17 protein-coding genes are annotated in these 20,939 nt (G+C 40.2%); 5 read left to right on the top strand and 12 right to left on the bottom strand.

Annotation, left to right across the window (positions count from 1 at the left end; translation table 11 throughout):
- The first annotated feature begins 121 nt into the window (after nucleotides 1-121).
- Nucleotides 122-2,299, top strand: a complete 2,178-nt coding sequence (locus tag IEV74_RS07725; RefSeq protein WP_188454791.1) for an FUSC family protein — start codon at nucleotides 122-124, stop codon at nucleotides 2,297-2,299.
- A 244-nt stretch (nucleotides 2,300-2,543) separates the two neighbouring features.
- The gene (locus IEV74_RS07730; RefSeq protein ID WP_229683100.1) at nucleotides 2,544-2,918 is read left to right on the top strand and encodes a hypothetical protein; all 375 of its coding nucleotides are present in this window, start codon (nucleotides 2,544-2,546) and stop codon (nucleotides 2,916-2,918) included.
- Nucleotides 2,919-2,970: 52 nt separating this feature from the next.
- Here IEV74_RS07730 and IEV74_RS07735 read toward each other — a convergent pair whose 3' ends face one another.
- The 9 genes from IEV74_RS07735 to IEV74_RS07775 form a co-directional block, all read right to left on the bottom strand.
- Nucleotides 2,971-3,492: a GNAT family N-acetyltransferase gene (locus IEV74_RS07735; protein ID WP_229683090.1), complete on the bottom strand. Its 522-nt coding sequence runs from the start codon at nucleotides 3,490-3,492 to the stop codon at nucleotides 2,971-2,973.
- A 118-nt stretch (nucleotides 3,493-3,610) separates the two neighbouring features.
- Nucleotides 3,611-5,035, bottom strand: a complete 1,425-nt coding sequence (argH, locus tag IEV74_RS07740; protein ID WP_188454793.1) for an argininosuccinate lyase — start codon at nucleotides 5,033-5,035, stop codon at nucleotides 3,611-3,613.
- Entirely contained in the window at nucleotides 5,032-6,291 is a 1,260-nt protein-coding gene (locus tag IEV74_RS07745) for an argininosuccinate synthase (RefSeq protein WP_188454794.1), read from the bottom strand. Before IEV74_RS07745 ends, argH begins: the two co-directional genes overlap by 4 nt.
- Nucleotides 6,292-6,452: 161 nt before the next feature.
- Nucleotides 6,453-7,670 (bottom strand): PLL family lectin, encoded by a 1,218-nt coding sequence (locus tag IEV74_RS07750; protein ID WP_188454795.1) that lies wholly within the window; start codon nucleotides 7,668-7,670, stop codon nucleotides 6,453-6,455.
- Between the two features lie 172 nt (nucleotides 7,671-7,842).
- Nucleotides 7,843-8,046: a CDGSH iron-sulfur domain-containing protein gene (locus IEV74_RS07755; RefSeq protein ID WP_188454796.1), complete on the bottom strand. Its 204-nt coding sequence runs from the start codon at nucleotides 8,044-8,046 to the stop codon at nucleotides 7,843-7,845.
- Between the two features lie 288 nt (nucleotides 8,047-8,334).
- Nucleotides 8,335-9,081, bottom strand: coding sequence for a hypothetical protein (locus tag IEV74_RS07760; protein ID WP_188454797.1), 747 nt, complete (start codon nucleotides 9,079-9,081; stop codon nucleotides 8,335-8,337).
- Between the two features lie 192 nt (nucleotides 9,082-9,273).
- Entirely contained in the window at nucleotides 9,274-10,236 is a 963-nt protein-coding gene (gene argF / locus IEV74_RS07765) for an ornithine carbamoyltransferase (RefSeq protein WP_188454798.1), read from the bottom strand.
- Complete coding sequence (carB, locus tag IEV74_RS07770) at nucleotides 10,237-13,470, bottom strand: carbamoyl-phosphate synthase (glutamine-hydrolyzing) large subunit (RefSeq protein WP_188454799.1); 3,234 nt, start codon at nucleotides 13,468-13,470, stop codon at nucleotides 10,237-10,239.
- Entirely contained in the window at nucleotides 13,463-14,548 is a 1,086-nt protein-coding gene (locus IEV74_RS07775; RefSeq protein ID WP_188454800.1) for a carbamoyl phosphate synthase small subunit, read from the bottom strand. Before IEV74_RS07775 ends, carB begins: the two co-directional genes overlap by 8 nt.
- Before the next feature lie 394 nt (nucleotides 14,549-14,942).
- Between IEV74_RS07775 and IEV74_RS07780 the strand changes: the two genes are divergently transcribed.
- Both IEV74_RS07780 and IEV74_RS07785 read left to right on the top strand, forming a co-directional pair.
- Complete coding sequence (locus IEV74_RS07780) at nucleotides 14,943-15,797, top strand: endonuclease/exonuclease/phosphatase family protein (protein WP_229683091.1); 855 nt, start codon at nucleotides 14,943-14,945, stop codon at nucleotides 15,795-15,797.
- Nucleotides 15,798-15,817: 20 nt separating this feature from the next.
- Complete coding sequence (locus IEV74_RS07785; protein ID WP_229683092.1) at nucleotides 15,818-17,599, top strand: glycoside hydrolase family 3 protein; 1,782 nt, start codon at nucleotides 15,818-15,820, stop codon at nucleotides 17,597-17,599.
- Between the two features lie 304 nt (nucleotides 17,600-17,903).
- On the opposite strand, the gene IEV74_RS07790 is transcribed toward IEV74_RS07785, so the two are convergent.
- The 3 genes from IEV74_RS07790 to IEV74_RS07800 all read right to left on the bottom strand — a co-directional run bounded on the left by IEV74_RS07790 (nucleotide 17,904) and on the right by IEV74_RS07800 (nucleotide 20,288).
- Entirely contained in the window at nucleotides 17,904-18,719 is an 816-nt protein-coding gene (locus IEV74_RS07790) for an alpha/beta fold hydrolase (protein WP_188454801.1), read from the bottom strand.
- Between the two features lie 144 nt (nucleotides 18,720-18,863).
- The gene (locus tag IEV74_RS07795) at nucleotides 18,864-19,007 is read right to left on the bottom strand and encodes a hypothetical protein (RefSeq protein ID WP_188454802.1); all 144 of its coding nucleotides are present in this window, start codon (nucleotides 19,005-19,007) and stop codon (nucleotides 18,864-18,866) included.
- A gap of 57 nt (nucleotides 19,008-19,064) precedes the next feature.
- Nucleotides 19,065-20,288, bottom strand: coding sequence for an MFS transporter (locus IEV74_RS07800; RefSeq protein ID WP_188454803.1), 1,224 nt, complete (start codon nucleotides 20,286-20,288; stop codon nucleotides 19,065-19,067).
- 154 nt (nucleotides 20,289-20,442) lie between these two features.
- Here IEV74_RS07800 and IEV74_RS07805 point away from each other — a divergent pair, with 154 nt between their 5' ends.
- Nucleotides 20,443-20,895 (top strand): DUF2512 family protein, encoded by a 453-nt coding sequence (locus IEV74_RS07805; RefSeq protein WP_188454804.1) that lies wholly within the window; start codon nucleotides 20,443-20,445, stop codon nucleotides 20,893-20,895.
- Nucleotides 20,896-20,939: the final 44 nt, after the last annotated feature.

Below are 20,939 nucleotides of genomic sequence, written 5' to 3' on the forward strand. Positions count from 1 at the left end.
CTGGTTATTTCCTTCCTAAACAAATTTGATAACTTGGTAGTTGTATGCAACAAATGATAGTATAAACAACATACATGTAATTAAGATTCGGGGATAAATTTATGAAAAGAATGATATACAAATGAAATATTTACATATTAAGCACCACTGGTTTGGCAGACTGCTTGCTTCTGATCCTGGGAGAGTACGATTCCAAAAGGCTGGAAAGGCTACCATTAGTCTAATATCGTCTGTATTTACTACGCTATTCATCTTAAATGCAGCTGGAATTTCCCTTCTAACAGCTGCAATCGTATCCGGAATGGTAGGAATGATGGGCATTGTGATTGTACTGGATGATACGAAGACAAAAAAACAGGTTACAACATTATTATTAGCGGTTTCAGCCGCAACAGGTGTTACATTTGGATCAATTTTATCTGGAAACGCCTTTTATATTGATGTCCTAATGGTCCTGATTATCTTTAGCAGCTTCTATTTTTCACGATTTGGTGTCCGGTATTTTTCCATTTGCATGATCGGTTTTATTACCGTTTATTTTTCTTCCGTGTTAAAACTTCCATTAAACCAATTGCCATGGTTTTACATCGGCATTTCAATCGGCGCTGTTTATGCGTTTCTTTATAATTTCATTCTTTTTCAGGATTCCGCACAGGTATTAAAAAGAAGTATTCGTTCCTTCCATATTCAAAGTAATTTAACCTTTAACATATTAATTAGAGCTATCCAGGATACAAAGCTTGATCCTGAGCGAATGAAATCACTTGAGAAAAATATCCTTAAGCTTCGTGAATATGCAAGAATTGTATCAAGTGACCTAAAAGAGCAGGATGTAAAAGAGGTTTGGCCCGGACTTAAAACGTCACAGCTGCAGCTTTATGTTTTTGACACCGGTATGTTCCTGGAAACGTTGACTGATTCCATTTACAGTCTAAAAAAAGCAAATGCACTTGAAATTGAGAAATTAAGGCGTTTGCTTGTATGGGTAATTACCGCTCTTCGTGATGCAGAGGTACTTGCTCCAAGCTATGATAATCGAAATTTGCAGGAAGCAGAGAAAGCAGTCCAGGCACTTCGATTCGTATTAATCGATCTGCTGAGACGTGAAGAACAGCCCAGTGGATGGCTATTTCTAATTCGTCGGATTGAATCGATTGGCAACCATGTAATTGAAGGAGCAATGAACATTCAACAATCCCTTCAAGACGGGAAAGTGGTTGAGGAAGATATAGAAGAAAGTGAGGAGGACGAATCAAAAGACGAAGATTCTAGCAGGGAATTAAAGTCCTCTACAAAGAAAGCTTTTCAGGCATTAGCAGCTGGCATTTTATCCATAATCGCCGGTCAAATAATTTCCCCAACCCAGCCATACTGGGTGCTTCTTACAGCATTCATTGTCTTACTTGGAACTGAATCGATTGGGCGAACATACAAAAAAGGATTCGAACGGTCATTTGGAACAATCATTGGGGCGATTCTAGGCTTTGTACTTGCCAAGCTGTTATCTGGACATTCGACAATTGAAATTATCCTATTATTTACAGTTATTTTTGCCGCATTCTATCTAGTTACAGTCTCTTATACCTTAATGAGTGCCTTCATAACCATGCTAATTGCTTTCATGTATGATATTCTGCTTGGCGGAATCAGTTTTACATTAATTGGCGCCCGTGTTATTGATACGATTGCAGGAGCTGCCATTGCGCTAGGCGTTTCTTCCGTTATTTTTCCAAAGCGAACAAGAGATAAGGTTGCCGACGCTATTGATGACTTTTTAACTGAGCTTAAACCATATGTAACCCTTTATGTAAAAAGCTTTAGGGAGAAAATAAATGTTAAGGAACTCAGAGATAGTGCCTTTGAGATGGACAAGAATTTGCAATCCATAAAGGACGAGGCAGAACCGCTTCTGCAGCGATCCGAAGCGGTAAGTCAGACCGACATTAATCGGTGGATTACGATTTTCACGGCAATTAATTATTATGCTAGACATTTAGTAGCATCTGCTTATACAAAAAACTTTGAATATCCGGTAGAGATAGAAGAAGTTTTTAAACAGATGGAAGAAAAATTAGATCATAACTTCAATGTACTAAGCAAACTGGTCAAGGGACCTAAACAATCAGCTGTTGTTTATAATCTTAAAGTTGAGCGTGAACAAATTGAACGCCTGGCACCTGGCAGAAACCAATCACACCATGACCTTATTCATCATCTTTATTACGTATGGCGGATTAATCAATCGATTGTAGCATTGGGAATTGAATTTGGGGCAGAAGAGAAAAATAATAAGATTTGAAACATTTCTTAGAATCACTGCGTCTTACTTATGAATTTTTACATTCGGTTATACATCTGGGAATTCAAAATGATCCAGGGAAATAAAGGCTAAGATTGACTCGATAGTACACCAAATAACCATAGTTTTTGGTGTACTTTATTTGTATACTTAAAATAAGCAGTAATTAAGTTATATCCACAAGCTTTCTCAAATAGTATAATGACAAACGAATCATGAATAGGTGGTGTACAAATTGTCAAAAGTGCTTTCATACATCTCAAGGTATCTATTAGGGTTCATTTTCCTCTGTGCTGGAATAAACGGTTATTTTGTTATAGTTGAACTCGACCCATTTATTGCGACCAGCCCAGAAGCCATGGCATTGTTTGAGTTTGATTATCTGCTGATAGTTGAAAAGTCATTAGAGGTTATATGTGGCGTTCTATTATTAATTAATCGATTTGTCCCATTAGCACTTGCTATATTATCCCCCATTGTAGCCAACATTTTTTTACTTCATATATTTCTTGATCATTCGTTACTTCTTCTAGCAGTGGCACTTGTCATCATGCAAATTTATTTATTGTTTTATTATAGAAAAAACTTCATATATTTATTGGAGAAACGGCCTTTTTAATTCTGATCTGCTGTATAATTCCTTGTTCAGGAAACAGGGGATAATAGATTTATCAAAGGTCCCTCCATCCATAAACCAATAATTTCAACTTATCATTACCGATTTGAACAAATTTGCTGCTATCTATTAATTCAGCCCCCATCGCCTCATAAAAACGGCATGACCCATTCTCCTCTAGCACTTTGACAATAGACGAGCCTAATTTTAAAGTCTTGAATTTATCAAAAAGCCTTGTCAGCAATTTTTTACCAATCCCATGTCCCTGATATTCCTCTAAAATATATATGGAAGTCACATCACCGTCGTAATCTGGATATTTGCCCGACTTTTCACTTCCTCCGTCTGCAAAACCAATAATCTTCCCCTCAATTTCAACAATGAAAATATAATTATCATCCCTGCTTATATTGCTAATCCACAGCTTAGTTCGCTGTTCATAGGAAAGGTTATCTAAAAAATCATCGGAAATGATATCTTTATATGTCGTTCTCCAGCAATCCACATGTACTTTTGCTACACCTTCTGCATCTGATAGTGTTGCTTCTCGGATTATCATGGAAATAACAACCTCCATTCAATTTTTTCTCTTGCATTGACATAACCTTTCATTTCGACGATCACAATTTAATTTCCTTCTAATTTTTTCAATAAAAAAAACTATCCCTAAGTAAAAAGCTTAGGAACAGTCTTGTTCATGTTCTATTTAAACTGGGTGTGCCAGCATGTATATAAAGCCACTCCTTATTTTTCTCAAACAATCCCGCAGCAGCTTCAAACTGCTCTTCAACCCTTACCTTCGCAGTGCCGCCCGCGACATCACGTGCATTCACAACCGCTTCTGGGCTAAGCACCTCATAAATATCCGTTTCAACTAAATCCGAAAACTGCTGATATTCTTCAATTGTCAGGTCCAGCAAATATTTATCCTGTTCAATACAATGCAATACTACCTGCCCAACCACCGCATGTGATTCTCTAAATGGCATCCCTTTTCTGACAAGATAATCAGCGAAGTCTGTTGCATTGGAAAAGTCTTTACTTACTGCTTCATACATATTTTCACTTTTGACATCCATCGTTTCGATCATTGGAGCAAATAATGCCAGTGCACCCTGCAATGTTTCAACTGTATCAAACATACCTTCCTTATCCTCTTGCATATCTTTGTTATAAGCAAGTGGCAGTCCCTTCAATGTTGTCAGCATACCAATTAAATGGCCATAGATACGTCCAGTCTTCCCTCGTACAAGCTCCGCTATATCAGGGTTTTTCTTCTGCGGCATCATACTGCTTCCAGTGCTGAACGCATCATCTAATTCAATAAAATTAAACTCAGCACTGGACCATTGCACAAGCTCCTCACACAACCTTGATAAATGCATCCCAATCAACGATGCATTTGATAAAAATTCAACAACAAAATCGCGGTCACTTACCGCATCCAGACTGTTTTCACAAATACTGTCAAAGTGAAGTTTTTCTGCAACAAATTTCCGATCAATCGGAAAAGTCGTTCCTGCTAGTGCACCAGCCCCAAGCGGGGATTTGTTCACACGTTTGCAGCTATCGAAAAGTCTATCCACATCACGCTGGAACATGAACACGTAAGCCATCATATGATGGGCGAATAATACAGGCTGTGCACGCTGTAAATGGGTGTAACCCGGGAGCACCGTGTCTAAATTAGCCTGGGCCTGCTTATACAATGATTCCTGAACAGCAATCAGTAAATTACCAATCTCCATCAATGCATCCCGTAAATACAGCCGCATATCGAGTGCCACCTGATCATTTCTGCTTCTGCCTGTGTGAAGCTTTCCGCCAACAGGGCCAACTTCCTCAATCAATAGCTTCTCGACATTCATATGAATATCCTCATGCTCATCAAGCAATTCCGCTTCACCATGTTTAATTTTTAGGGCAACCGTTTTTAGCCCTTCAGTAATTGCATTCGCATCTTCTTCCGAAATAATACCGCACACCTTCAGCATTTCTGCATGTGCAAGACTTCCCTCGATATCATACTGGGCCAGTTTTTTATCAAAATGAATTGATGCTGTATATTCATCTACTAATTGATTCGTTGGTTTTGTAAATCGTCCGCCCCATAGTTTCATTGTTTCGCAGCTTCTTTCACTTGAAAATCTGCTTTTTCAATAGACGCATCCGTTTTTACATGGGTTTGATTAACGGAAGAGTGAACCTTCGTTGGCAGCCCCCAAAGCTTAATGAACCCTAATGCCGCTTCATGGTCAAATGCATCATCCGCTTTATAGGTTGCTAGATCAAAATCATATAGGGATTGTGCTGATTCACGCCCAACTACCTGTGCATGACCTTTGTATAGCTTTACTTTTACCGTCCCCGATACATGTTCTTGTGTTTTCCCGATAAATGCCTTCAATGCTTCCGTCAAAGGGGAATACCAAAGCCCATCATATACAGTCTGAGCAAGCTTTTGTTCAACAATTGGCTTGAATGCCGCAACCTCTCTCGTAAGTGTAAGTGCCTCTAATTCCTGATGAGCAGCAATTAGCGTCAATGCAGCAGGTGCTTCATAGATCTCGCGCGACTTAATCCCAACTAAACGATTTTCAACATGGTCAATCCTTCCGACACCGTGTTTACCGGCAATTTGATTTAATGTTACAATAAGCTCTTCAAGCGGCAGTTCCTTTCCATCTAACGAAACAGGTTTACCCTGATCAAACGTAATTTGAACTACTTGGGGCACATGAGGCGCATCAATTGGATCTGCCGTAAGATCGTATGCATCTTTTGGTGCTTCCTCCCAAGGATCTTCTAAAACCCCACACTCATTACTGCGCCCCCATAGATTTTGGTCAATGCTATACGGACTGTCCACATTAATCGGAATAGGTATGCCATTTTCTTCGGCATAAGCAATCTCTTCTTCCCTTGACATCGCCCATTCTCGTACCGGCGCAACAATTTTTAATTTTGGATTTAATGCAGTAAACGCAACATCAAATCTCACTTGGTCGTTACCTTTCCCTGTGCATCCATGCGCTACGGCTGTTGCACCTTCTTTTTCTGCAATATCTACAAGAACTTTGGCAATCAATGGACGAGACAATGCTGAAATTAATGGATATTTCCCTTCATACAATAGGTTTGACTGTAATGCGGGAAGAACATACTCATTAGCAAATAGTGATTTCGCATCAATTACATACGACTTAACTGCACCAACATCCAGCGCTTTGTTCTTTACAAACCCTAAATCCTTTCCCTCTCCTACATCGAGGGCTACCGCAATCACTTCATAATTATACTTATCCTGTAGCCATTTCACCGCAACGGATGTATCTAGACCGCCTGAATAAGCTAATACGATTTTTTCCTTCCCCAAAGAAATCGCTCCTTTTCTGTTTAATTCTAAATGTTATGTTATGAATTATTATGCATCATTGTGTATATTAATTCAATAACTTTTATAAAAATAATCAAATTTCTTTGGAAAATAGTAAAGATAGCTGCTACACCGCACGCAGCTATCTTATTTTACAAATTCTATTGACCTCGATACGTATGAATCAGCCCTTGATTTTGCCCTCTTGCAAATACATCTGTTCGATTTGGCCCCCATGACACTGCTGCAGGGGCAGAAGTCAAGCTTCCACCAAGATTTCCCCAATCCGACCAACGCGAACCATTCCATGTTTTTCTGTAAAGCCTATTGTTTGTTCCCCTCACAAAGACCTCAAGCTGATTCGAACGTCTTGATGATACAGCTGGTGCTGAAGTTAGTGTTCCGCCAAGGCTTTCCCAATTACTCCATGAACGTCCATTCCACCATTTATGAATTAAATCTTGATTTTGCCCTCTTGCAAATACATCAATGCGATTTGGCCCCCAAGATACTGCGGCTGGTTCTGATGTCAGGTTGCCCCCAAGATCTTCCCAATCCTCCCAGCGCGAACCGTTCCATGTTCTCTTATAGAGCCTATTGTTTGTTCCTCTTACAAAGACATCAAGCTGATTCGAACGTCTGGATGAGGCAGCTGGACCAGTGGTTAATGTACCACCTAGGTTCTCCCAATCACTCCACTGGCTTCCATTCCACCATTTATGGTACAAGCTTTGATCTGTCCCACGTACAAACACATCAATGCGATGTGGTCCCCATGACACTGCCGCGGGAGGAGAAGTTAATTGTCCGCCAAGGTTCTCCCAATTACTCCACGTACGTCCATTCCACCATATATGATAAAGACTTTGGTCTGTTCCCCTAGCAAAAACATCAAGTCTATTCGGCTGCCAGGAAGCAACGGCAGGAGCAGAGGTTAACGTTCCACCAAGGTTTTCAAAGGACGACCAGCCTTGCCCCGGCTGACCGCCTCCACCGCCAATTGCATCGAGAGTTATCTGGATGACCCTAACAAGAATTCGTTCTGCAGTATTCGGCGAAATGTTAAATTGTCTGAAAAACAGATTGAGCCAAGGAATCTGCCGCACGATTTGATTGTATATTTGGTTCGCTGATTGATTTTGATTTGCCTGATTCAGTGTAAACCTGACCATTAACGTAAAAATATAATCACTTACTCCACGTGGCATTCCAGCCTGCTCTAATTCAGCGTATAAATTATTATGCTGCGAACGAATCGTCTGCATAATTTCCTGTTCACTCGGCTGCTGACGATCATTATAATCAGGGTATGGGTAACCATATCCATAGTACATCACTGGTACAAATTGCGGTATTTGATATGGATATCGATAATACATGTATATACCTCCTCACTATTTTACAGAGTCAGTATATGCAAAATTGGGCTAATTGGGGAATAGAGACAGGAGGAAATTCACGAGACTACTGCAGAAACGATGAGACCCCGAAGAAAGCGATTTTCTTCCAAGGGGGCTCACCCGTGTGCCTTTGGTGTTGCTCGTTTCATCATTACTTTGCTCTTGGACTGCTACTGAATCCTATTTTTCTATGTGTACCATCACAAAAAGGCTTGTTCGATGAATGCCCACAACGGCATAGGGAAAAGCTTTTTTTCGTTTCAAAGACATTTCCTTCAGCGTCAATCAGCTCTACTTCACCTGTAATTCTTAATGAACCATTATCGTTTACTTTTATTTGTGTTTTTTCATTCATTTGAATTCCCCCTTATATAATTAGTTTATAATATTCAGAGGAGAACAAAAGCGCAAGTGCCCCGTTTAGCGACGTGTGGACTGGACTGAACCGCAGGAGATAAAGGAAACACGATGAGCGTAGCGAATCGATGTTGACCTTATCGTACGGAGGTGAGGGAAGTCCATCAGTCGCTGGGCACTGGAGCTGGACTTGGCTTACCATACCGCTAGCTAAATAGCGCTAAATTTTATACTTTCTATACTCACAAAAGAAAAATCCCCGATAGATTAATCGAGGATCCTCCAACTATTCCATATAATCAAAAACACCGTGAAAGGTATGCTTCATTTTCATCCCTTCAAAAGGGAATAATCCTTTTTCTTTGGCTTCATCCGCATGATCGGTAATGATCTCATTCAATAACTGCTGTGCGTTTTTACCCTTTGTATCAATCCCTAGCTTTTCTGCAGATTGCATAATCTTTTTTTCCTGTATTTCCTTAGCTAGAGAATAATAATCCTTGCCTTCCGTTTTAATGTTTAACTTTTTTGCTTCTTTATTAATGTAATGTTCAAATATCGCTTTTTTAAGAGATTCTACATCTTTTCCTTCTGTAGAAATACCTAATTCATTTGCTTTCCGCTTAAGCTGTGCCTCATAAACTTCCTTAGCAAGTGCTTCCGGGTCTTTGCCTTCCGTTTCGATGCCTAGCTCTTTTGCCTTTTGTTTTACCTTTTCATGGTGCACTTCCTTAGCAAGCTCATCGATGCCTTTTCCCTCAGTCTTAATTCCAAGTTCCTGTGCAGCCTGTTTTACTTTTGCCTCATAAACTTCTTTTGCTAAGGTTTCAAGATTCTTGCCTTCCGTTTCAATACCTAATTCTTTTGCCTGCATTTTTATAAATGCTTCACTTTTGTGAAAAGCACCTTTATCTCTATGGTGATCCTGGTGTACGCCTTGCACATGGCCATGGTAAAATTCAGCAAATACGGCTGGCGCCTGGATAGCAAATGCCATTGAAAGTGCCAAAATAACAACTAATCCTTTTTTCATTTAGTTATCTTCCTTCCTATTTTGGGTTATACTTTTGCATTTATTATCATTTCCCAAAACAGTAAATAAATGAAAAAAATTTTGTGGGTAATTCGTGAAATTTCAATCGATGAAAAGCAAGCTAATCGTAAAGCACTTCTGCTGGTGATGACAATATGAAGCTGAATTCCTGCTCGGTCACACATACTAAACCTATCCCATCAATGCCAGCATCAGCGCTTTCTGTGCATGCAATCGATTCTCCGCTTGCTGAAATACAACCGACTGCTTGCCATCAATAATTTCCGCTGTAACTTCTTTTTCTCTGTGGGCTGGTAGGCAGTGCATAAAGATGGCGTCCTTTTTCGCATGGGAACATAGATCCTTATTCACTTGATAACCGGAAAACATTTGCTCACGAGTCGTTTGTTCATCCTCCTGCCCCATGCTCGCCCATACATCCGTATAAATAATATCCGCCTGATCAACGGCATTTTGCGGATTGGATGTTACTTCTACTTTGCTTCCATGGGCGCTTGCAATAGATATGGCTTTTAACGTGATACCTGGATCCGGCTGATATCCTGTTGGAGCCGCAACAGTTATATCCATGCCCATTGTTGCTGCTCCAATCATAAGTGAGTTTGCCATATTATTGCCATCACCAATATAGGCAATCTCCAGCCCTTTAAGTCCACCTTTTATCTCTTGAATTGTTAGTAAATCCGCCAGCACCTGGCAAGGGTGATACGTATCCGTTAATCCATTAATAACGGGAACACTTGCATTTTCGGCTAGTTCCTCTGCCGTCGCTTGTGAAAAAGTCCGAATCATGATGCCATCCAAATATCCCGACAATACTTTTGCTGTATCCGCTATCGGTTCACCCCTACCCATCTGCATATCTTGTTTGCTTAAAAACAGGCCCGTTCCACCCAGTTGAAAAATGCCTGCTTCAAATGAGACACGTGTTCTAGTAGAGGATTTTTCAAAAATCATACCAAGTGTTTTTCCTTTTAATGGCTGCTTGTTCTCCCCCGCTTTTCGCGCATTTTTTAAATATGTCGCAAGCTCCAGCAAATATAAGAGCTCTTCCTCACTGTAGTCAGATAGTGTCAAAAAACTCCTGCCTGATAACGGATGCTTCAAACCCGCTTCCTTCGTCTTTAATTCCATTTAAAACACACGCTCCTTCATTTGATGGATGTTTTTCTTTTTTTGCAGATATTCATCAATGGCACATGGCGCTTCAACCGTTTGTGCTTCAGCCTGCAGAAGAGCAATCAATGTTTCCATGGATGTGAAACAAGCAGTGCTCGATTTAAGTGCATCCTCCCGTAATACCGCATGCTCATCGCGTGTATAGCTTTTATGTGTATCACATATTAATTGAAAACCATTATTCAAACACGTTTCCTGTGCCTCCGTGATACTCATTTCTACATTAATATTTACACCGCCAAGCATCTTTGCCGTTGCGTGATCTGCAGCGATCTTAACGGGAACGTTCTCAAGTAAATGCACCAATTCCTTAGGTGCTGCTGAACAGAGCGACAGAAAAATTGGCTTCCCATCCTGTAAATCTACTAATCCATGTTCCTTCCAGCCAAACGCTTTTGCCATGGCCGCCCCAACAGTTTTACCGATTCCAATGGCTTCCCCTGTCGATTGCATTTCCGGACCTAAATACGGATCGGCACCTGCTATTTTATTCGTTGAAAACACAGGCATTTTAACAGCATAATAAGGAATATCCTCATGTAACCCTAGCTGCAATCCCAGTTCTTTCAATGGCTGACCCATTTGCACACGAGTTGCTAAGTCAACCAGGGGAACGCCCGTAACTTTACTTGCAATTGGGACCGTTCTGGATGCCCTTGGATTAACCTCCAATACATAGATGTCTCTTTTATCTTCACTTAAAACAAATTGGATATTAACAATTCCTTTTAACGCCAATTCTTCAGAGATTAATTGTGTATACCTTTCAATTAACTTCTTTTGGTCAAAGTTCAAATCAGGGGAAGGAAATATCGCAATACTGTCACCGGAATGTATGCCCGCTCTTTCAACATGCTGGAAAATTCCAGGTATTACTATATCTTTTCCATCACAAACCACATCAATTTCTACTTCAAAACCAGGTATAAACTTATCAATTAATAAGGGGAAAGTTCGCACAATCGGATCACTATTTTTTAACCCCTCCAGATAGTTTAAAAGCTGTGATTGATCATATAAAACTACCATCCCTTGCCCGCCTATTACATAGGAAGGGCGAAGCAGCACTGGATAACCAATATCACCTGCAGCCTTAACTGCATCCTTTGTGTTTGTCACCGTTTCACCAGGGATATGCGGAATATCAAGCTTCCCTAATAGCTGGTAAAACTTATCCCGATCTTCTGCCGCTTCAATTGCCTGCAGAGTTGTTCCATAGACAGACACTCCTGCTTCACTTAACCCTTCAGCAAGATTAATCGCTGTTTGCCCGCCAAACTGCACGAATACCCCGTCTGCATTCTCTTTTTCTATGACGTGCAACACATCTTCTTCCGTTAAAGCTTCAAAATACAGGTGGTCAGCGGTATTAAAATCGGTACTGACAGTTTCCGGATTATTGTTAATGACAATCGCTTTTACCCCCTGTTCCTGTAAAGCCATTGCAGCATGAACAGAACAATAATCAAATTCTACACCCTGACCTATTCGGATAGGACCCGATCCCAGTACGACAACTTTTCGTTCACTGGTCAAAGACTCGACCTCATCGAACTCATTCCATGTACTATAAAAATACGGGGTTTGTGCAGTAAATTCTGCTGCACACGTATCAACCATTTTGTAGGAAGGTGCCAAGTCAAGATTTTTCCATAGTTCTCGGACTTCTTTTTTGTTCTTTTTAAACATCTCTGTCAGCAGGCTATCCGGGAATCCCATCATTTTTACTTTTACCCATTCATCCTTGCTAATCGTATCCCAATTCTTATCCAGCAGTGCCTTTTCCATGCTGATCATAGAAGCAATTTCGTTTAGAAAAAATTTATTGATTTCTGTTAGTTCATGGATACGCTCAAGCTTATAGCCACGTCTAAATGCCTCAGCTACCACAAATAGCCGCTCATCTGTTGCCTCTCTTAATGCCTTGTCAATCCTTTCGTTCGTCCATTCCGTTAATTTAACCAAATTTACGTATTCCAGACCTATCTCAAGTGACCGTACTGCTTTGTTTAATGCAGCTGGGAAATTACGTGCAAGTGCCATGACCTCACCTGTTGCCATCATCTGCGTTCCTAATAACCTGTCCGCATGGGCAAACTTGTCAAATGGCCAGCGTGGAATTTTTACTGCAATGTAATCAATTGCAGGCTCAAAGCTTGCGTATGTGCTGCCAGTGATTGGATTGAGCAATTCATCTAAGTGATAGCCGAGAGCAAGCTTTGCGGCAATTCGCGCGATTGGATAACCAGTTGCTTTCGATGCAAGAGCACTTGAACGACTCACCCGTGGATTAACTTCAATAATCACATATTCATCACTTTCTGGATTCAAGGCAAACTGAATATTGCATCCCCCAACAACCCCAAGCTCACGGATTACCTTGCAGGAGGTGCTTCTAAGCATTTGATACTGCCTGTCATTCAATGTTTGTGAAGGGGCGACAACGATACTGTCACCCGTATGTATACCCACCGGATCAATGTTTTCCATATTGCAGACAATAATGCATGTATCGTTAGCATCACGCATTACCTCGTACTCAATCTCCTTCCAGCCTTTAACACTTTGTTCAACCAACACCTGGCCAATCGGACTGGCATGGATTCCATTTTTCACGATGGCTTTCAATTCCTGTTCATTGTTCGCGATTCCGCCGCCAGCCCCGCCTAACGTATAAGCAGGTCTGACGATAATGGGGTAGCCTGTAGTCACAGAAAATTGAACAGCCTCATCTGCCGAGACAGTCGATAAACTCTTCGCGACTGGTTCACCAATATCACCCATCAGCGATTTAAAAAGCTCCCGGTCTTCTCCTTTTTGAATTGTATCCAAAGGCGTGCCCAGCAATTCCACATTAAATTGGTCCAAAATTCCTGATTTAGACAGGGAAACAGCAAGATTCAGCCCCGTCTGTCCGCCAAGCGTAGGCAAAATACCATCCGGGTTTTCTTTTTTAACAATTTCCGTTAATGATTCCAATGTCAAAGGCTCCAGATAAACCTGATCCGCTATTGCCTGATCTGTCATGATAGTGGCTGGATTATTATTGACCAGGATAACCTCAACGCCTTCTTCTTTTAAAGCAAGACAGGCCTGAGTACCAGCATAATCAAATTCAGCCGCCTGCCCGATTACAATAGGACCTGATCCTATAACAAGCACTTTGCTGATATGAGACAATTTAGGCATATTGCTTCACCCCTTTGACAGGTATTTGGCTAACAAAATCTTGAAAAATTGATTGTGTATCACTAGGTCCCGGGTGTGCTTCCGGATGAAATTGTACCGTCATAATTGGCTTATGGCTGTGAACAAGCCCCTCAACGGTTTGGTCATTCACATTCATGTACGATACCTGAAAGTCATCCATAATGTTTGAATCCAAATCGACTGCATAGCCATGATTTTGCGATGTAATCACGACTTTTCCTGTACGTAAATCTTTTACCGGATGATTACTGCCGCGGTGCCCATACGGTAATCGTTTTGTTTTGCCTCCATATGCCAGCGCAACAAGCTGGTGTCCAAGACAAATTCCTAAAGTCGGATAGCTTTCGGAGATTTCTCTAATATTGCTCGTCATATACCGTAAATCTTCGGGATCTCCAGGACCATTAGACAAAACAATTGCATCTGGATGCAGTGCTTTCACTGCTTCTGGATTTGCATCAAACGGAACGACTGTAACATTGCAATCAAGTTCCGCTAATGTGCGAACAATGGAATGTTTACATCCGAAATCGTAAATAACTACATGGGGATGCGTTTCAGAATTAATTTTATACTGAGTAGTCGTTTGGATAGACACCCTTTTCACAATTTCAGAATCCACCTTCAATTGCTGCGGAGCATCTTGCATTACAGAAGTTATTCTGCCATAAACCTCCCCATGGTCCCGAATTATGCGGGTAAGTTTGCGGGTATCTATTTCGAATAGACAAGGAATCTCATACTTATTGATCATATCTTCAAGTGACAGCGTTGATTGATAATGTTCTGGTGTACGGCAGGGATGCGATATAATTAAACCGGCTAGTGCAGGATTAAGACTTTCATAATCAATTTCACTGAACCCGTAGTTACCGATTAACGGGTACGTCATACCCACGATTTGACCTGCATAAGAAGGGTCTGTCATTACTTCTTGATAGCCTGTCATCGACGTATTAAAAACTAGCTCTCCTTCAGAAGCATGTATTTTCCCAAGCCATTTCCCTTCCAAAATATCTCCGGTACTCAGCACAAGATACCCTGTTTTTTCTCCCATTTCACTTCCTCCTCCACAATTAATATTAATGCATCAAAGTGAATTTTTATTCATAATAACTCCAACTAAACACTTCGCCATTATAATTACATAGCAATGCAAACACCGTAATACCAGCAAACATACTATTTAACTGTTTTGAATTATTATGCACCATTATGTATATTATTTCAATAGCTATTATATAATTTTTATAACTTTTTAAATTTTGTTTTTCTCTAAACTTGTGCATCAGCTTCGATCATTGTCATCATTTTATAGCCCTAGCCAAAAGTCTCTCATTTATTCCGAATTATCAAAAAATAAATCCATTGCACTATATACAGGCCTATACTTAAAAGCTACTATAAACTTGAAAGTATTACTAGATTCTGAAGGGAGGAGGCATTGAAAAATGAAGAACCAGCTTTTTATCGTGTTCTCTATGCTGCTTATGATTCTACTTACACCAAGCATAGCAACAGCGGATAGTTTCCCTGATAGGCACCAGGACATCAAACTTAATGTAATGACCTTTAATATCCATGCAGGTATCGGAAGTGACGGAGTATATGACATCAATCGTACCGCTGAAACAATCCGCAGCTCTGGAGCAGACATCGTTGGCCTGCAGGAAGTGGATGTTAATTGGGGATACAGGAGTAATTTTGATGACCAGGTGCAATATCTTGCTGAGAAACTGGATATGCATGCATTCTTTGCACCTATTTACAATCAGGAACCACTCAATGAAGGCGAACCACGCAGAAAATATGGATTAGCTGTTTTGAGCAACTATCCTATTATCAAAGCAAAAAACTATGAAATAACAAGACTATCAACGCAAGATGCCAATCCTGTGCCAGGTCCAGCACCTGGATTTCCCGGCGTTTTAATTAATGTAAAAGGTATCCACGTCCCTTTCTATGTAACGCACCTGGACTACCGTGGGGATCCCTACATCCGGGAAATGCAAGTAGACGATATGCTGAACATTATTTCTGAACAAAAAAACGCTATTCTAGTAGGTGATATGAATGCAGCACCTGACGCACCTGAACTCAAGCCATTATTTGAAAGATTCCAAGACGTTTGGACTATGGCAGGAAAAGGTGATGGATACACTTACCCAGAAACCTCACCCGAAAAACGTATTGATTATATTCTTACATCACCGAATTCAACTATTTCCAACACCAACGTCATTGACAGTATAGCTTCTGATCATTTAGCCGTAACAACTGAAGTGACCCTTACGCGAGGTAAATAATTTTATAGGAGTGAAATTGTATGAAAAAACGATTGTTCGCGATTCTTTCAAGTTTTTTCCTAATCCTAATGAGTTTTCCAGTGATGAGCTCGGCAAATGGCTGGGACGATCCAACGAAGCCTGGATGGGGTAACGGCAGCAAAGCAAAGCATGGCTGGATTATTAGTAAAATGAGGCACATGACATTAGAAGAAAAAATCGGTCAGTTATTTGTTATTCATATGTATGGCAAAACACCTACTGATCCTGATTATGAAGACACAAACATCAGCATGAACCGTGGAGCCAAGAATTTCAAGGAGGCCATCGAAAACTATCATGTTGGCGGAATTATCTATTTTAATTGGACAGACAATATTGGTACACCCATTGACACGGCACAAGTAAATGCCCTATCAAATGGATTACAGGAGATCGCAATGAATCAGCGAATGCCAATCCCATTATTCATTTCAACGGACCAGGAAGGAGGAATTGTGCAGCGGATTACAAGTCCTGGCACGGTTTTCCCTGGTAATATGGCACTTGGAGCAACAAGGTCCACAGAATATGCAGCACAATCTGCGGCAATTTTGGGTAAGGAACTAAGCAGTCTTGGCATCAACATGAACTTTGCACCAGTTGCAGATGTGAATGTTAATCCAGAAAATCCCGTTATCGGTGTCCGCTCATTTAGTGAAGATCCTGAGCTTGTTTCTGACTTAACTGTTGCCCAGGTTCAGGCATATGAAGATCAAAACGTAATTCCAACTGCAAAGCATTTTCCGGGACATGGAGATACAAATGTCGATTCGCATTATGGTTTACCAATAATAAACCATGATCTAGAAACACTGCACAACATTGATTTAAAACCATTCAAGGCAGCAATTGATAATGGTATAGACGCAATTATGACGGCACATATTGTCGTTCCTGCACTAGATGATTCCGGTCTGCCAGCAACTTTATCGAAGCCAATTTTACAAGGTCTTTTACGCGAAGAAATGGGCTTTGAAGGATTAATTGTGACAGACAGTCTTGGCATGTCAGGAGCCAATGTCGTTGAACCCGATCGTGTTGCTATTGAAGCATTTAAGGCAGGGAACGATATTTTACTAAACCCGCCTGATGTTGCACTTGCCTATAACTCCATGCTAGATGCCGTTCAGAGTGGCGAAATTAGTGAAGAGCGTGTGGATGAATCTGTTTATCGTATTTTAAAAGCAAAAATGGAAAAAGGCTTATTCGGAAATAGCTACACCGATCCAAGTGAAATTGAAAATATCGGTACGGAGGATAATCTAGCAAAAGCCGCTGAAATTGCGGATAAGAGTATTACACTTGTTAAAAACGAAAACAGCTTGCTGCCATTGAAAAATAATAAAAGTGTGTTTGTAACAGGACCATCAGCCGGTGATCCCGACTATTTATCAGATCTATTAGAGGATAAAGGCTACGATTCCAGTGTTTACGCTACGAACACCAGCCCGACTGCCAGCCAAATTGCTGAGGCTACTGAACGTGCAGCGAATGCGGATACAATCATTGTAACCTCGTATACCGCAAACACAAATTCGGCCCAACAACGTTTGGTAGATTCCATAAAACAAACAGGAAAACCTGTTATTGTAACGGCAATGCGCAACCCATATGACATCATGGTATTCCCTGATGTAAATGCATATCTTGCCACTTACGGAAACCGCGATGTATCAGTTGAAGCATTAGCACGTGTGCTCAGTGGTGAAGTCAATCCTGAAGGTAAATTGCCGGTAACAATCCCGGGTCTGTATGATTTTGGACATTATTTGAGCTATTAAAGTAAAGGAGCTTGGACATAACAAACGATTTTCAGAACGTTACTTTTTCATATATTAGCAACTTAGTAAATAAAATGGGACGGAGTATACTAGTTATGCTGCTATTATCACGTCGTCCGGGGTCGCAATGGGAGAGGAGCTCGAGCGAGATCGCACTGCACTCGAGTTCTGCATCGCATTTTACTGATAATTAGCCGTAGAGATACGATACTCATAAAGAGGAATCCGAGCTAATACAAATTCTAATTGAAGAATTATAGTTCGGATTTCTCTTTGACTATTATCCTTTTGCCCCTACTACTTTTTAGTAATTTGCTATAAAATCTGCTAGTTCTGCATTAAACTTATCCCGTTCCTCCCAAAATAATCCATGACCGCTATGCTCAAACCATATGAGCTTAGAATTTCTAATTCCTTGATTAAGAGCTAAAGCTAACGGTGGTAAACAGATTTGATCGTGTACCCCTTGAAATAGTAAAGTCGGAACCTGAATTGTTTCCAAGTCAGAAAACAAGGTTTCCTCCCTTAAGGAGACTAATACATTAGCAGTTGCATGTCCTGATGCTTCAAGTCCCATTTGGAAAAACCAATCAGAAAAACGCTTTGTAATAGGCAGATAAAAAAACATGTTTGTCAAATCTGCCAGCATATTCGGACGGTCATTATAAACCTGTTGAATAAGCCCATTTACATCTTCTTTTTCTAATCCATATGGGAACCCGGGCCGTTGAATAAAGCTTGGAGCAGCGGCACCAAAAAGTGCTAATTTTGACACCCCATAACCACGATGGCGCCCCATATATCGAATAACAATCGCACCTCCAACAGAATGCCCAGCAAGTGTGAAATTATGTAATCCAAGGGCTTCCACAACACAACGAATGTCATCAGCCAGACGATCATAGGAGTAACCTTCCCAAGGTTTGTCAGATTTCCCAAATCCCCTTATATCGATACCAACACACCGATACCCCATCGCAGGAAGAACATTATACTGATATTCAAATAAATTATGATTCGCAGGCCAGCCGTGAACAAAAAAAATAACATGCTGACTTTTCCGGTTGATATCTTCTACATATATGTTGACATCTGGCTCAACCTTAACATAATATCCCATCCTTAAACCCCTCTTCATCAGCGCACTTACAATTATGCTATTCAAATGGAGCTTGGCATATAACATATATCGACGACACATAAAGTTAAGGAAATATAAAAAAATCGGTGTGAAATGAAATCTCATTCCACACCGATTGATTACTTATTTACCAAGATTTTTGTTATTTAGATACTCGTTCGGCTCATCACCGCCATGGGAATTATTGTTCTTAAATTGACTTTTTCGGCCATTCCGATGCTCGCCATGGTTTGTGTTTTCTTTAAATTGATTGTTCTTCTTATCCATTTCCTGACCCCTTTCCTAAACATTATCCTTTGAACTGCGGGAAAAATTTATGCACCCTTAAACCCGGTTTCCAACAAGAGGAATGTCATTTTTGGGTTTAACATAAAAAAACGTAACCAAGACAGCCAGCAAGCTGAATCCAGCTAAACCTATGTTCAACATTCCAGGGAGGTTTTTCACCAATATGGAAACAAGCGGGGGACCGACAGCCACCCCCAAAAACCTCATGCTGCTATATAGGGACGTAACAGTTCCCCGCACTTCCTTTTTTACACCTTCCGTAATCAATGCATCTAAACACGGCAGTGATAATCCAATCCCGATACCCGCAATTGTAAGGACGATCAATAAAAACACTAAATTCAAATTGCTGCCAAAAAACAAAAGTGATAAGGCTGCTAGTCCATTGCCAACTATAATTGCCCATCTCATCATTACTTTATTTTCTCCAACCTTTTTACCCGTAAGATATGATGTTATACAAAGAAACAACAGCGGAATTGCAAGGTAAACCCCCTTCATTATCACACCGTCCACATGATATCTGTCCCCTAAAAGAAAGGAAAAATGGAAAAGCAATGCAAATAGTACTAGCATGTTGATGCAGCCAATAGCAAATACCGACGTAAGCCAGCGACCATTATGGTGAAATACATCCTTAATAGACATTTTAAACGATGAGAAGTTGTATTCCTTCTTATCTTCTTTTGCTGGAGGAGCTTTCACCAATACCATAACCAGGATAATTGCAATAATACATAGGACAGGGATTGCCGCAAAAGGAATGAACCAAACATAATAAGCAAGAAAAGCACCAATAATTGGACTTAAGACCTTTCCAAAGGTATTCGACGTTTCAATAAACCCTAATCCGGCACTTACTTCTTTTTCATCCTTGTACATATCCCCGACAGTTGGAATGACGATTGGAAATGCACCAGCTGCTCCAATGCCTTGTAAAAACCTTCCGATTAAGATCATCACATATGGACTGTCCAATTTCCAAGCTGCATAGGCTGATACTACTCCACCAACCCCAGCAATTATCAAGCTTGGAATAATCACCTTTTTTCTGCCTATCCGATCAGATAAATATCCAGCAAAAGGAATAAGCAAAATTGCAATAAAGGAATAAACCGAAATAATCAAACCAGATTGAAATGGTGTTATATCGATTTCTTTTTCAATAACAGGCAGAACAGGAATCAACATAGAATTCCCTAAAGTCATGACCAGTGGTATGGATGCCAATCCAACCAGATCCCATTTTTTCCTTTCCATCAAGTCCACTCCAATTTAATCGTAATAATAAGAGCCATTCCATGTGTATTGTTAGTCAATATTATTTTTTTATACTGCTGCAGTAAAAAGACTAAGGTTATATTTATCCGGAAATGACAGATACTATGAAAAATTTGAAAGGACGGGTCTGTAAATGGATCATTTAAAAACGTTAGGGATAAAATTTATTGTTACTGGTATTGCTGTTTACTCCTTATTTGGCATACTTTTTAATACAACATTGATTAATCTATTCTTTATCAGTTTGCTTGTTACAGGAATTTCTTATCTTATAGGAGATTTATATATCCTGAGGAGATTTAATACATTCATAGCAATAATAGCGGACTATGTGCTGGCATTTCTTTCACTCTGGATACTTGGAAGTTTATTTCTCACGCAAGCAGGGCTTCCAATTCTTGCACTATCGGCCATGGCAGCATTTTTTATTACGTTATGTGAACCGTTTATTCACACGTATATTAAAGAAAACTTTTCCAGCGATGAAGGCAGAAATATACAGGTAAGAAAAGATCTGCAAACAGAGTTTTCCGAGGAATTAGATGGCAATTCAGCAGGTAAAAAACAAAAACGTAACGATGAGTAATCAGTGGATGTAAAAAGATCTCACAAAATTGGAGATCTTTTTAC

It is taken from the genome of Virgibacillus oceani, assembly GCF_014638995.1.
Lineage (GTDB): Bacteria > Bacillota > Bacilli > Bacillales > Amphibacillaceae > Virgibacillus_E > Virgibacillus_E oceani.

Coding starts and splice junctions, on each gene's coding strand:
- IEV74_RS07725 (WP_188454791.1), top strand. CDS start 122: ATGAAATATTTACATATTAAGCACCACTGGTTTGGCAGACTGCTTGCT.
- IEV74_RS07735 (WP_229683090.1), bottom strand. CDS start 3,492: ATGGAGGTTGTTATTTCCATGATAATCCGAGAAGCAACACTATCAGAT.
- argH (WP_188454793.1), bottom strand. CDS start 5,035: ATGAAACTATGGGGCGGACGATTTACAAAACCAACGAATCAATTAGTA.
- IEV74_RS07750 (WP_188454795.1), bottom strand. CDS start 7,670: ATGTATTATCGATATCCATATCAAATACCGCAATTTGTACCAGTGATG.
- IEV74_RS07755 (WP_188454796.1), bottom strand. CDS start 8,046: ATGAATGAAAAAACACAAATAAAAGTAAACGATAATGGTTCATTAAGA.
- IEV74_RS07760 (WP_188454797.1), bottom strand. CDS start 9,081: ATGAAAAAAGGATTAGTTGTTATTTTGGCACTTTCAATGGCATTTGCT.
- argF (WP_188454798.1), bottom strand. CDS start 10,236: ATGGAATTAAAGACGAAGGAAGCGGGTTTGAAGCATCCGTTATCAGGC.
- carB (WP_188454799.1), bottom strand. CDS start 13,470: ATGCCTAAATTGTCTCATATCAGCAAAGTGCTTGTTATAGGATCAGGT.
- IEV74_RS07775 (WP_188454800.1), bottom strand. CDS start 14,548: ATGGGAGAAAAAACAGGGTATCTTGTGCTGAGTACCGGAGATATTTTG.
- IEV74_RS07780 (WP_229683091.1), top strand. CDS start 14,943: ATGAAGAACCAGCTTTTTATCGTGTTCTCTATGCTGCTTATGATTCTA.
- IEV74_RS07785 (WP_229683092.1), top strand. CDS start 15,818: ATGAAAAAACGATTGTTCGCGATTCTTTCAAGTTTTTTCCTAATCCTA.
- IEV74_RS07790 (WP_188454801.1), bottom strand. CDS start 18,719: ATGGGATATTATGTTAAGGTTGAGCCAGATGTCAACATATATGTAGAA.
- IEV74_RS07795 (WP_188454802.1), bottom strand. CDS start 19,007: ATGGATAAGAAGAACAATCAATTTAAAGAAAACACAAACCATGGCGAG.
- IEV74_RS07800 (WP_188454803.1), bottom strand. CDS start 20,288: ATGGAAAGGAAAAAATGGGATCTGGTTGGATTGGCATCCATACCACTG.
- IEV74_RS07805 (WP_188454804.1), top strand. CDS start 20,443: ATGGATCATTTAAAAACGTTAGGGATAAAATTTATTGTTACTGGTATT.